The sequence below is a fragment of the Bacillus sp. FSL K6-2861 genome, from assembly GCF_038630725.1.
In the GTDB taxonomy this organism is placed as follows: domain Bacteria; phylum Bacillota; class Bacilli; order Bacillales; family Bacillaceae; genus Bacillus; species Bacillus velezensis.
In genome coordinates this window covers 4,047,415-4,060,208 of the sequence record NZ_CP152037.1, presented here as the reverse complement: position 1 = coordinate 4,060,208, position 12,794 = coordinate 4,047,415, and the positions used below count along the sequence as shown (strand labels likewise).

The following is a 12,794-nucleotide window of genomic DNA, read 5'->3' as shown; positions in this document are numbered from 1 at the left end:
ATCGTTTGTGGGTAAGACAATTCGCTTAACGACAGCACAAGCGCTGATTAAATTCTTGAACCGGCAGTACATTCATGTTGACGGAAAAGAAGAGCCGTTCGTTGAGGGCATCTTCACGATTTTCGGCCATGGAAATGTGTTGGGGATCGGGCAGGCGCTTGAGCAGGACGCCGGGCACCTGAAAGTCTATCAAGGCAAAAACGAACAAGGCATGGCGCATGCCGCGATGGCATACAGCAAGCAGATGCTGAGAAGAAAAATTTACGCGGTATCGACATCGGTCGGTCCGGGTGCCGCTAACTTGACGGCTGCCGCGGGTACGGCGCTGGCCAATCATATCCCGGTGCTGCTGCTTCCGGCCGATACCTTTGCGACGAGGCAGCCTGACCCGGTGCTTCAGCAGGTGGAGCAGGAATACAGTGCCGCCGTCACAACAAACGATGCGTTAAAGCCCGTGTCCCGCTATTGGGACCGCATTACCCGACCTGAGCAGCTGATGAGCAGCTTAATCCGGGCGTTTGAAGTGATGACAGATCAGGCAAAAGCGGGCCCGGCGACCATCTGCATTTCTCAGGATGTAGAGGGAGAAGCATTTGATTTTGATGAAAGCTTCTTTGAAAAACGCGTTCATTACATTGACCGGATGCAGCCGAGCGAGCGTGAACTGAAAGGCGCCGCGGAAAGAATTAAGCAGAGCAGCCGTCCCGTCATTTTAGTGGGCGGCGGCGCGAAGTACTCCGGCGCGCGTGAGGAATTAATCGCGCTTTCTGAAACATACGGCATTCCGCTTGTCGAAACGCAGGCCGGCAAGTCAACGGTTGAAGCCGATTTCGCCAACAATCTGGGCGGCATGGGCATCACGGGCACCCTCGCCGCAAACAAAGCCGCCCGCCAGGCTGATCTGATCATCGGTGTCGGCACACGGTACACGGACTTTGCGACATCCTCGAAAACGGCGTTTGATTTTGACAAAGCAAAATTTTTGAATATCAACGTCAGCCGCATGCAGGCTTACAAGCTTGACGCGTTTCAGGTTGTAGCCGATGCGAAAGTGACGCTCGGCAGGCTGCACGGCTTATTAGACGGATATAAAAGTGCATTCGGCACGGCGATTAAAGACTGGAAAGATGAATGGCTTGCTGAACGGGACCGGCTCGGCAAGGTCACTTTTACACGTGACGCGTTTGAACCGGAAATTAAGAACCATTTTTCACAGGACGTGTTAAACGAGTATGCCGACGCGCTCGGGACTGAGCTGCCGCAGACAACGGCGCTGTTGACCATCAATGACACGATTCCTGAAGACAGCGTCGTCATCAGTTCGGCGGGATCTCTTCCGGGGGATCTGCAGCGGCTGTGGCATTCCAATGTCCCGAATACGTACCACCTCGAGTACGGCTATTCCTGCATGGGGTATGAAGTATCAGGCACGCTCGGCCTCAAGCTGGCCCATCCCGACAAAGAAGTCTATTCACTCGTCGGTGACGGAAGCTTTCTGATGCTGCACTCAGAGCTGATTACCGCGCTTCAATATAACAAAAAAATCAATGTCCTGCTTTTTGACAACTCCGGATTCGGCTGTATCAACAACCTGCAGATGGATCACGGGAGCGGCAGTTATTTTTGCGAGTTCCGCACAGAGGACAATCAGATTTTAAACGTTGATTACGCGAAGGTGGCAGAGGGCTACGGCGCTAAAACATACAGAGCCAATACAGTTGAAGAACTGAAAGCGGCGCTTGAAGATGCGAAAACGCAAGACGTATCCACTTTAATTGAAATGAAAGTTCTGCCGAAAACGATGACGGACGGCTATGACAGCTGGTGGCATGTCGGCGTGGCGGAAGTGTCGGAGCAGGAAAGCGTTCAGCGGGCATACGAAGCGAAAGAGACGAAGCTGAAGTCTGCAAAGCAGTACTAGAGGGGAGGCATCACGATGGGCAAACAAGATATTCTGTGGGGCATCGCTCCCATTGGGTGGCGCAATGACGATATGCCGGAAATCGGAGCCGGGAATACGCTGCAGCATTTGTTAAGTGATATTGTTGTCGCCGGCTTTCAAGGTACGGAAGTGGGAGGGTTTTTCCCTGAACCTGCCGTCCTCAATAAAGAGCTGGCTCTCCGGAACTTGCGGATTGCGGGGAAATGGTTCAGCAGCTTTATCATACATGACGGTATTGAAAAAACGGCTGAACAATTTACAGAACACTGTGATTATTTGCAGAAAGTCGGAGCGGATGTCGCCATCGTTTCTGAACAGACGTACAGCGTTCAGGGCTTGGACATTGATGTATTTAAGGAAAAACCGCATTTCTCAGATGAAGAATGGGATACGCTGTGCCAAGGCTTGAACCGTCTCGGGGAAATCGCTGGCGAATACGGGCTGGACCTCACGTTTCATCATCATCTCGGCACAGGCGTCCAGACGGCGGAAGAAGTTGACCGGCTGATGGATGGAACGGACCCGCGGTATGTCCATTTACTTTATGATACCGGCCATGCCTATATCTCGGACGGAGACTATATGACGATTCTCAACAAGTATATGGATCGGATCAGACACGTTCATTTCAAGGACGCGCGGTTTGACATTATGGAGCGGTGCAGACAGGAAGGCAAGTCATTCAGGCAGTCGTTTTTACAGGGCATTTTTACGGTTCCCGGAGACGGATGCATCGATTTTACCGAAGTATACCGAACGCTCGTCCGTCATGATTATTCAGGCTGGATCGTCATCGAAGCCGAACAAGACCCGGCAGTCGCCAATCCGCTTGAGTACGCGCTGATTGCAAGAAAGTACATCGACAGTGAACTGCTTGATCCTGCAAATTAGAGGGGGACTTATATGAATAGTGCCAAGGCGGAATCAGCTTTCAGCAAAAGGACCATCGCCGCAGCATTAGCAAATTACATTGATGCGGGTTCCATCGTGGCAGGATCAGCGGGTTTATCTATGTGGGTCAGCTACTTGAAGCTGTCCGACAGCCAGATCGGATTGCTCGGCGCCTTCAGCGCAAACGCGATATCAGCGGCCATCGGAGCGCTGCTCGGCGGGTATTTGGCTGATAAGGTCGGCCGAAAAGCTGTATACACAAACAGTATGCTCGTCTACGCCTTAGGAATTTGTTTGGTTTTGTTTGGATTTAACTTTCCCATGCTGTTATGCGGATACATGATTATCGGGATTTCTGTAGGCGCGGATATTACAGCTTCATGGACCATTATCGCGGAAAACGCCCCTGAGAAAAACCGGGCGAGGCATTGCGGAGTGGCGCAGGTGGCGTGGGCCGCAGGAGCCGTTGTGGTTCTGCTGTTATCCGTTTTGGTCGGTGACCTCGGGCTTTTAGGAAATAAAATTGTCTTTGCGCATCTATTGGTGATTGCCCTGATCACATATGTGATAAGAAAGCGTTTACCTGAGTCGGATGCCTGGAAAAACAGTGAAGAGCGGCCTGCCGCCGTGAAAAAAACATCTTATTTTGACCTGCTTCAGCCGAAATTTTTCAAGAACATTTTGTTTTTAATGGGTGTGTTTCTCGTATGGAATCTCGCAGCGGGCGTCATGGGATTCTTCATGCCGTACATCTACCAGCAGGTCGGCGGCGTATCCGCAAATACGGCCAACATTCTGCAGATGGCCCTGTTTATCTTCACCGGGCTCGGCGTCGCCTGTATCTTCATGCCTTTTGCAGATAAATATCGGAAAACGGTATTTGGAATCTGCGCATGTATGGCCGTTGTCGGCTGGTCGCTGTTTTTACTGCCGTTTCAGGGGCTCCCGATGCTGCTTTTGTTTGTTTTAGCGATCGGCATCAATAACGGAGCCGGCCAGCAGGCGAACTACCAGCTGTGGGCAAGCGAGCTGTTCCCGACAGAACACAGAGCGTCAGCACAAGGGCTCATGTTCTTTCTCGTCCGTATTTCAATCGGAATTTGGAGTTTATTTGTGCCGGTCATCATGTCACAATTCGGCATCGGTTTTATGGCCGGTATTCTGCTCATATGTGTGACGGCCAGTATGATCATCGGGCTTGTCTTCGCGCCGAATACGTCCGGCAAGTCGCTTGAACAGATACAGGAGGAACTGTACGGCGCTCCTCAGGACGGCAGCGGGAAAAGAAAGACGAGAACCATTATTTGATTATCAGAAGGAGTGGCGATCAATGAATTTACGTATAGGTGTTATCGGAACCGGTGCTATCGGAAAAGAGCACATCAACCGCATCACAAATAAGCTGTCCGGAGCGGAAATTACCGCTGTCACAGATGTGAATCAGGAGGCCGCGCAGCAGACCGTTCAGGATTTCAATTTGAACGCCTCCGTTTATCCTGATGACGACAGCCTCCTCGCTGCTGAAAATGTGGATGCCGTCTTAGTGACAAGCTGGGGCCCGGCTCACGAGTCCAGCGTTTTGAAAGCGATTCAGCACGGCAAGCACGTGTTTTGTGAAAAGCCGCTTGCGACAACGGCAGAAGGCTGTATGCGCATTGTCGAGGAAGAAATGAAGACGGGAAAACGATTGGTGCAGGTAGGTTTCATGCGCAGATATGACAGCGGTTACGTTCAGCTGAAAGAAGCGATTGACAACCGCGTGGTCGGCGAGCCGCTGATGATTCACTGTGCGCACCGCAACCCGACAGTCGCATCGAATTATTCAACAGACATGGCCGTCGTCGATACGCTCGTTCATGAAATTGATGTCCTCCACTGGCTCGTCAATGACGACTATGAATTCGTACAGGTCATCTATCCGAAAAAATCAAAAAATGCGCTGCCGCATCTGAAAGATCCGCAGATGGTCATCATCGAAACAAAAGGCGGCATCGTCATCAATGCCGAAATCTACGTGAACTGTAAATACGGCTACGACATTCAATGTGAAATCGTCGGGGAAGACGGCGTTATCAAGCTTCCGGAACCATCAAGCATCAGCTTGAGAAAAGAAGGGAAATTCAGCACCGATATCCTGATGGACTGGCAGCGCCGATTTGTGGCTGCGTATGATGTGGAAATTCAGGACTTCATTGATTCGATCCGGAATAAAGGCGAAGTCAGCGGTCCGACGGCATGGGACGGTTATATAGCCGCGGTGACAACTGACGCGTGCGTAAAAGCTCAGGAATCCGGGCAGAAAGAGCCTGTGGCGCTGCAAGAGAAACCGGCATTCTACCAATCATTTACGACTGTGAACAAATAATAGATCGGGAGTGAAAGAAATGAAACTGGCCTTAGATCCATCCATGTACCGCGATGATTTAACGTTAGAAGAAATGGTCTATAAAACGGCGGAACTCGGATACGAATATATCGAACTGTCTCCGCGCGAGGATTTTTGTCCTTTCTATAAATATCCGAAAGTCGATTCAGCAAAAATCAAACAATTGAAGCGCCTTTTAAAGGATACAGGTGTGAAGCTGTCCTCTCTTCTTCCGCTTTACCACTGGGCGGGTCCTGATGAAGACCGTCGTCAGGCCGCCGTGCGCAACTGGAAACGGGCGATCGAAATTGCGGTTGAACTTGAAGTGGATTTGATGAACAGTGAATTCAGCGGTTCAAAATATGATCCTTTGACAAGTGAAGAAAAATTCATCAAATCCATGGATGAGCTGCTGCCCGTCTTTGAAAAAGAAGGCGTTAAACTCAATCTTCAGGCTCACCCGTATGATTTTATCGAAACGCACAAAGGCGCGATGGATATGATCCGCGCGCTTGACAAGGATTGGATCAATCTTGTCTACTCGACTGCGCATACGTTCTTCTATGATGACGGAAAAGGCGATATTGCGACTATGTTTGATGAAGCCGCCGACCGCCTCACACATGTTTTATTTGCAGATACTTTTAATCATAAAGCGGCGCATGGCCTGCGTTACATCGTCAATCCGCCTGATGCGAAAGTAACGGTTCACCAGCATTTGGACATCGGGCAAGGCGAGGTCGATTTTGAGACGATTTTCAGAAAGATGAGAGAGATGAAATTCGACGGAATTGCGACGAACGCTGTTTTTGCTTGGGTCGGCGAAAGAGCGGATGAATCAAGCCGGACCACGCTTAAGAAATTAAAGGAAGAACTGGGTATGGCATAAGCTGAGTATGGAGTTCGGCGGAACGGGGCAAAAAAGCCCTTCAGCCGGACTCCCTTCATATCGAAAACGCGGATGGGAGAGGCTGACATGAAACTTTGCTTTAATGAAGCGACTACGCTGGAGAATTCAAACCTGAAACAGGATTTAGAACTGTGCGAAAAGCACGGCTATGATTATATTGAAATCCGCACAATGGATAAGCTGCCGGAATACTTAAAAGACCATTCACTGGCCGATCTGGCGGAATATTTTCGAACCCATCACATTAAACCGCTTGCCCTGAACGCACTGGTTTTCTTCAACAACCGTGATGAGAAGGGCTATAGGGAGATCATTTCGGAATTCAAAAGCATGATGGAAACCTGCAGGACGCTCGGTGTGAAATATGTGGTGGCCGTGCCGCTTGTGACAGAGCGGAAAATCTTGAAAGAAGAGATCAAAAAGAGCAGCGCAGAGGTGCTGACTGAGCTTTCGGACATCGCGGAGCCGTACGGCGTAAACATTGCCCTTGAATTTGTCGGCCACCCGCAATGTACGGTCAATACATTTGAACAGGCGTATGACATCGTGAACGCTGTCGGCCGCGATAATGTCGGACTGGTGTTTGACAGCTTCCATTTCCACGCGATGGGCTCCAATATTGAGAGTTTGAAGCAGGCGGACGGAAAGAAAATTTTCATCTATCATATCGACGATACAGAAGACTTCCCGATCGGCTTTTTAACGGATGAAGACCGCGTCTGGCCTGGTCAGGGTGCGATTGACTTAGACGCCCATCTATCAGCGTTAAAAGAAATCGGATTCAATGATGTTGTCTCCGTAGAGCTGTTCAGACCTGAATATTATAAGCTGACTGCGGAGGAAACGATCAAAACGGCAAAGGAAACAACGGAAGCCGTCGTATCAAAATACTTCATGAAGGAGGCGTGAACATGGCTTTTGTCACCATGAAACATCTTCTTGCAGAAGCGAAACGGGAGCATTATGCAGTCGGCCAATTTAATATCAACGGCCTCCAATGGACGAAGGCGATTCTGCAGGCGGCGCAAAAGGAGCAATCGCCGGTCATCGCCGCGGCTTCCGATCGTCTGGTCGACTATTTAGGCGGATTTAAAACGATTTCCGCCATGGTCGGCGCGTTAATGGAAGAAATGGCGATTACCGTTCCCGTCGTGCTCCATCTTGATCACGGAAGCAGTGCGGAACGCTGCAGACAGGCCATTGACGCCGGATTCAGCTCAGTGATGATTGACGGCTCCCATCACCCGATTGATGAGAACATCGCGATGACAAAAGAAGTCGCCGACTATGCCGCAAAGCACGGCGTCTCAGTAGAAGCAGAAGTCGGCACGGTCGGCGGCATGGAAGACGGGCTGGTCGGCGGGGTCCGCTATGCCGATATCGCCGAATGTGAGCGGATCGTCAAAGAAACCAATATCGATGCGCTGGCCGCCGCCCTCGGCTCCGTCCACGGCAAATATCAGGGCGAGCCGAATCTCGGATTTAAAGAAATGGAGGCTATCTCCCGCATGACTGATATTCCTCTCGTTCTTCACGGAGCATCCGGGATTCCGCAGGATCAGGTCAAAAAAGCCATCACGCTCGGCCACGCGAAGATCAATATCAACACGGAATGTATGGTAGCCTGGACAGACGAAACACGCCGCATGTTTCAGGAAAACGGCGATCTGTACGAACCGCGCGGCTACATGACACCCGGCATTGAAGCCGTGGAAGAGACGGTGCGAAGCAAAATGAGAGAGTTCGGATCAGCCGGTAAAGCCATAAAACAGCAGGTCGGCTGATGGGAACAGAACCGCCAAGATGGCGGTTTTTTTGTGCGGTGTTGCGCCCGTACGCCCGAAACGATTATGATGATGGCAGCAGTGTAAGAAACGGGAGTGGTTCAGTTTGAATAAAATCATGATTGTGGAAGATAGTGAAGACATTCGCGGACTATTGCAGAATTACCTTGAAAAATACGGATATCAAACAGTGGCCGCCGCGGATTTCACGGCTGTTCTTGATGTTTTTTTGCGGGAAAAGCCTGATGTGGTGCTGCTTGATATCAATCTGCCGTCTTATGACGGCTATTATTGGTGCCGCCAGATCCGCCAGCATTCTACAAGCCCGATCATTTTCATCTCAGCCAGAAGCGGGGAAATGGATCAAGTGATGGCGATTGAAAACGGCGGAGATGATTATATCGAAAAACCGTTTTCCTACGATATTGTGCTGGCGAAAATCAAAAGCCAGATCCGCAGGGCATACGGAGAGTACGCCGCAAAGCAGGGAGAGAAAGTGGTTGAATATGCCGGTGTGCAGCTCTTTGTAGAACGGTTTGAACTGCGCTTTCAGGACGAAAAAAGCGAGCTTTCTAAAAAAGAAAGCAAGCTTTTGGAAGTGCTGCTGGAGCGGGGAGAAAAGGTGACGGGAAGAGACCGGCTCATGGAAAAAACGTGGGACACAGACATTTTCGTCGATGATAATACACTTAACGTGTATATCACGCGGCTCAGAAAAAAACTGCGGGAGCTGAATGCGCCTATTTCGATTGAATCGGTGCGGGGCGAAGGCTACCAGCTGAGGGCGCTGTCATGAAGCTGTTTCTCCGGTCTCATGCCGTGCTGATTCTGCTTTTTCTCCTTCAAGGGCTGTTTGTCTTCTTTTATTACTGGTTTGCGGGTCTTCATTCTTTTTCCCACCTGTTTTACATATTGGGCGTGCAGCTTCTTATTTTGGCGGGGTATCTTGCCTATCGCTGGTACAAAGACCGCGGCGTGTATCATTGGCTCAGCTCGGAGCAGGAAGGGACGGACATCCCGTATCTCGGTTCTTCAGTGTTTTGTTCAGAGCTGTATGAAAAGCAGATGGAGCTGACCCGGCTGCAGCACCAGAAGCTCCATGAGACCGAAGCCAAACTCGACGCGCGGGTGACGTATATGAATCAATGGGTGCACCAAGTAAAGACGCCGCTGTCGGTCATTAATTTAATCATTCAAGAAGAGGATGAGCCCGTTTTTGAACAAATCAAAAAAGAAGTCCGGCAGATTGAATTCGGGCTGGAGACGCTTCTTTATTCTTCCAGGCTCGACCTGTTTGAAAGGGATTTTAAAATTGAAGCGGTTTCCTTATCAGAGCTTCTCCAATCGGTCATTCAAAGCTATAAACGATTCTTTATTCAATACCGCGTCTATCCGAAAATGGACATTCGCGATGATCATCAGATTTACACCGATGCAAAATGGCTCAAATTTGCGATCGGCCAAGTGGTCACAAATGCGGTCAAGTATTCAGCGGGCAAGAGTGACAGACTTGAGCTGAATGTCTTCCGCGATGAAGACAGGACGGTGCTTGAAGTCAAAGATTACGGTGTCGGGATTCCCTCGCAAGATATCAAGCGGGTGTTTGACCCTTATTACACCGGCGAAAACGGGCGGCGTTTCCAAGAATCTACGGGAATCGGCCTCCATCTCGTCAAAGAAATTACGGGCAAGCTCAATCATACGGTGGACATCAGCTCGTCCCCGGGTGAAGGGACATCGGTCCGATTTTCATTTCTTACAAAAATGTAAGACTGCGTTAAGAAAACAACATAGCTCATTCTGTTTCCCCTTGATAACATGGATTTATGTCAAGGGGATTTTTTATGCTGAACGCCCCGGCACTACATGAAAGCAGTCCAGATCAACAAGAATAAAACCATAAGGAGGATTTTCATGGCGAATATGCTTGAAGTCAAACATATAAATAAAACCTATAAAGGACAAGTGTCCTATCAAGCTTTGAAGCAAATTTCATTTTCAATAGAAGAAGGCGGGTTTACGGCGGTGATGGGGCCGTCCGGGTCCGGAAAAACAACGCTTTTGAATATCATTTCAACGATCGACCGTCCGGATTCAGGCGATATCCTGATTCACGGAGAAAACCCGCATCGCCTGAAGCGGACAAAGCTCGCTCATTTCCGCCGCAAGCAGCTCGGATTTGTGTTTCAGGATTTCAACCTTCTGGACACACTGACAATCGGTGAAAATATCATGCTGCCGTTAACGCTTGAAAAAGAAGCGCCGTCTGTCATGGAAGAAAAACTGCACGGCATCGCGGCAAAGCTCGGAATCGAAGACCTGCTCAACAAACGGACGTTTGAAGTATCCGGCGGACAGCGCCAGCGGGCCGCCATCGCAAGAGCGGTCATTCATAAGCCGTCACTCATTCTGGCCGATGAACCGACGGGCAACCTTGATTCCAAAGCGTCAAAAGACGTCATGGAAACGATGCAGAGCCTGAACCAGGATGATCATATCACGGCTTTGATGGTGACCCACGATCCGGTTGCGGCAAGCTACTGCCGCCGCGTCATCTTTATAAAAGACGGCGAACTGTTTAATGAGATTTACCGCGGGGAAAACCGCCAAGTCTTTTATGAGCAGATTCTCGATGTGCTGTCTATGCTGGGGGGAAACGCAAATGACCTTTCTTCAGTTCGCTTATAAAAACGTCACGAGAAACAAAAGGGCCTATCTTGCCTTCTTTTTAAGCAGCGCTTTTTCCGTTTTGATTTTCTTTACCTTTGCGATGTTCCTGTTTCATCCGGCTTTAAAGGAAGGCTACCTGAATAACATCGCCAGAAAAGGCTTAACCGCCGCGGAATGGATGATCTTTGTTTTTTCTTTCTTATTTGTTCTGTATTCGGTTAATGCATTTTTGAAATCGAGAAATAAAGAATTCGGCATCCTGCTGATGCAGGGAATTACGCCGGGGCAGCTGAGAAAGCTCATTACGGCGGAAAACATGATCATCGGCGTTATGTCGATCGCAGCCGGGATTATCGGAGGCTTCATTTTTTCGAAAACGTTCTTTACGGTCGGCGCTTATATTTTAGAAATGGACGCGCTGCCTCTGTACATGCCTTGGAAAGCGCTCGGCATTACGGCCGGCGGATTCCTGCTCTTATTTTTCCTTTTATCGCAGTTCACGATCCTTTTTGTCAGATCAAATACGGTGATCAAATTAATAAAGGGCACTGACAAGATCAAGCCGGAGCCGAAGCCGTCCGTGCTTCTGTCTATATTCGGCATCGCCTGCCTGTGCGGCGGGTACAGCATGGTTTTAAAAGGCAATGTCCACGGGACTCAACCGTTTATCATTTTACTGCTTACCGTCATCGGCACGTATTTCTTTTTCAGCCAAAGCAGCATCTGGATTCTGCGCGCGCTGAAGAAGTGGAAAACCTTTTATCTGCGCGGGAAAAATGTCATTTGGGTTTCTGATCTTGTTTATCGTTTAAAAGACAACGCCCGCCTGTTCTTTATCGTCAGCATTATTTCTGCGGTTGCGTTTACTGCGACAGGCGTGCTCGCAATGTACAAATCGACTGTCGGGGCGGAAGAGTCCGCCTATGAGATGGAGTATGTATCTTACAGCAATAATCCAAAAGAAAAGACTCATTTGAAAGATATTGACCATGAACTGAAAACACACGGCTTTACGTATAAGAAAGACAAAATAAATGTTTCCTATGTCCGCTATCAGGAAGGAGATACTGTTCCGCCTGTTTACATGATCAGCGAATCGGATGTGTCAACATACTTCCATGTTAAGCTGAGCGGCCTGAAACATGATGAGGCTGTCTATTTCCCGGGCACGTATGACCGCAATTTCAAAAACGAAGCGCCGGATCAGCTGAAGCTGCTGAACCAAAAAGGCAAGCCGTCTGAACAAAAACTGACGGTAAAAGAAGTCGAAAAACCGCTGATTTCATTAAATGCCGTCATCGCGGTGAACGATCAAACCTTTGATCAGCTTAAATCACTCGGTGAAAAAGCGTCATTATACGGCTACAGCTATGATCATTGGAAAGACAGTCTTGGGATCAGCCAATCCTTGAAAAATGAGATTTACGGCAACTATATCGACGTGCATTCTGATTTTATGGCAAAAGCCGGGACGTACTATGATACGGTGCAGCTGCCGAGCCTGAGTTTATTTATCGGCCTGTTTATCGCAATTGTATTCTTTGTCGCGGCAGCAAGTTTCTTATATTTCAGGCTGTTCACTGATTTAGATGAGGACCGGGAGCGCTATCGTTCACTGGCTAAAATCGGCCTGAGTGAGCGTGAAATGGCACAAAGCGTGACGATACAATTGGCGATTCTCTTTTTCTTTCCTTTCGTCATTGCCGTCATGCATACGCTGTTTGCCTTGAGAACATTGGCCGTGGAAGGCTATTCCGATGTAGCGGGGCCGCTCAGTCTGACCATCGGAGGGTTTTTCATCTTTCAGCTTCTGTTCTTCCTCACAGTGCGGTCAAGCTATTTGAAAAAAATGAACAAGTAAGGGGAGTGCACAGATGAAAAAAGCATTGGCAATCCTGGCCGTCTTGGCGGCCGCTGCCGTCATATACGGACTTCTCTTTTTTCATAATGATGTTACAGACAGATTTAATCCGTTTATTCACCAGCAAGATGTTTATGTACAGATTGATCGAGATGGCAAACATCTTAGCCCGGGCGGTACTGAGTATACATTAGACGGATATAATGCATCCGGGAAAAAAGAAGAAGTGACCTTTTTCGCCGGGAAAGATCTTCGGAAGAACGCGTATTTGAAAGTGAAGGCGAAAGGAAAATATGTCGAGACCTGGGAAGAAATCAGATTTGAAGATATGCCGGGCTCCGTACAGTCAAAATTAAAGTGAACAGGAAAAA

General features: G+C 49.1%; 12 protein-coding genes. All 12 read left to right on the top strand.

Features of this window, described 5'->3' with window-relative positions; translation table 11 throughout:
- Window positions 1–7 precede the first annotated feature (7 nt).
- Complete coding sequence (iolD, locus tag NYE62_RS20140; RefSeq protein ID WP_342497153.1) at window positions 8–1,921, top strand: 3D-(3,5/4)-trihydroxycyclohexane-1,2-dione acylhydrolase (decyclizing); 1,914 nt, start codon at window positions 8–10, stop codon at window positions 1,919–1,921.
- Between the two features lie 15 nt (window positions 1,922–1,936).
- Window positions 1,937–2,833, top strand: a complete 897-nt coding sequence (iolE, locus tag NYE62_RS20135; RefSeq protein ID WP_064108010.1) for a myo-inosose-2 dehydratase — start codon at window positions 1,937–1,939, stop codon at window positions 2,831–2,833.
- 12 nt (window positions 2,834–2,845) lie between these two features.
- Complete coding sequence (locus tag NYE62_RS20130) at window positions 2,846–4,141, top strand: MFS transporter (protein WP_039063850.1); 1,296 nt, start codon at window positions 2,846–2,848, stop codon at window positions 4,139–4,141.
- Between the two features lie 22 nt (window positions 4,142–4,163).
- Window positions 4,164–5,198, top strand: a complete 1,035-nt coding sequence (locus tag NYE62_RS20125; protein WP_122504289.1) for a Gfo/Idh/MocA family oxidoreductase — start codon at window positions 4,164–4,166, stop codon at window positions 5,196–5,198.
- 19 nt (window positions 5,199–5,217) lie between these two features.
- The gene (locus tag NYE62_RS20120) at window positions 5,218–6,087 is read left to right on the top strand and encodes a sugar phosphate isomerase/epimerase (RefSeq protein WP_144664763.1); all 870 of its coding nucleotides are present in this window, start codon (window positions 5,218–5,220) and stop codon (window positions 6,085–6,087) included.
- Between the two features lie 87 nt (window positions 6,088–6,174).
- Window positions 6,175–7,017 (top strand): 2-keto-myo-inositol isomerase, encoded by an 843-nt coding sequence (gene iolI / locus NYE62_RS20115; protein WP_012118841.1) that lies wholly within the window; start codon window positions 6,175–6,177, stop codon window positions 7,015–7,017.
- Window positions 7,018–7,019: 2 nt separating this feature from the next.
- Window positions 7,020–7,892: a 6-phospho-5-dehydro-2-deoxy-D-gluconate aldolase gene (gene iolJ, locus NYE62_RS20110; RefSeq protein ID WP_242750494.1), complete on the top strand. Its 873-nt coding sequence runs from the start codon at window positions 7,020–7,022 to the stop codon at window positions 7,890–7,892.
- 106 nt (window positions 7,893–7,998) lie between these two features.
- Window positions 7,999–8,688 carry a two-component system response regulator YxdJ gene (gene yxdJ, locus NYE62_RS20105; protein ID WP_044802357.1) on the top strand — a complete coding sequence of 230 codons (690 nt, stop codon included), beginning with the start codon at window positions 7,999–8,001 and terminating at the stop codon, window positions 8,686–8,688.
- Complete coding sequence (gene yxdK / locus NYE62_RS20100; RefSeq protein WP_144664761.1) at window positions 8,685–9,662, top strand: two-component system sensor histidine kinase YxdK; 978 nt, start codon at window positions 8,685–8,687, stop codon at window positions 9,660–9,662. The genes yxdJ and yxdK overlap by 4 nt, the downstream gene beginning before the upstream one ends.
- Before the next feature lie 144 nt (window positions 9,663–9,806).
- Window positions 9,807–10,580: an ABC transporter ATP-binding protein YxdL gene (gene yxdL / locus NYE62_RS20095; protein ID WP_007614823.1), complete on the top strand. Its 774-nt coding sequence runs from the start codon at window positions 9,807–9,809 to the stop codon at window positions 10,578–10,580.
- Entirely contained in the window at window positions 10,555–12,423 is a 1,869-nt protein-coding gene (gene yxdM / locus NYE62_RS20090; protein ID WP_094032043.1) for an ABC transporter permease YxdM, read from the top strand. The genes yxdL and yxdM overlap by 26 nt, the downstream gene beginning before the upstream one ends.
- Window positions 12,424–12,436: 13 nt before the next feature.
- Window positions 12,437–12,784, top strand: a complete 348-nt coding sequence (locus tag NYE62_RS20085) for a YxeA family protein (RefSeq protein ID WP_094032042.1) — start codon at window positions 12,437–12,439, stop codon at window positions 12,782–12,784.
- Window positions 12,785–12,794: the final 10 nt, after the last annotated feature.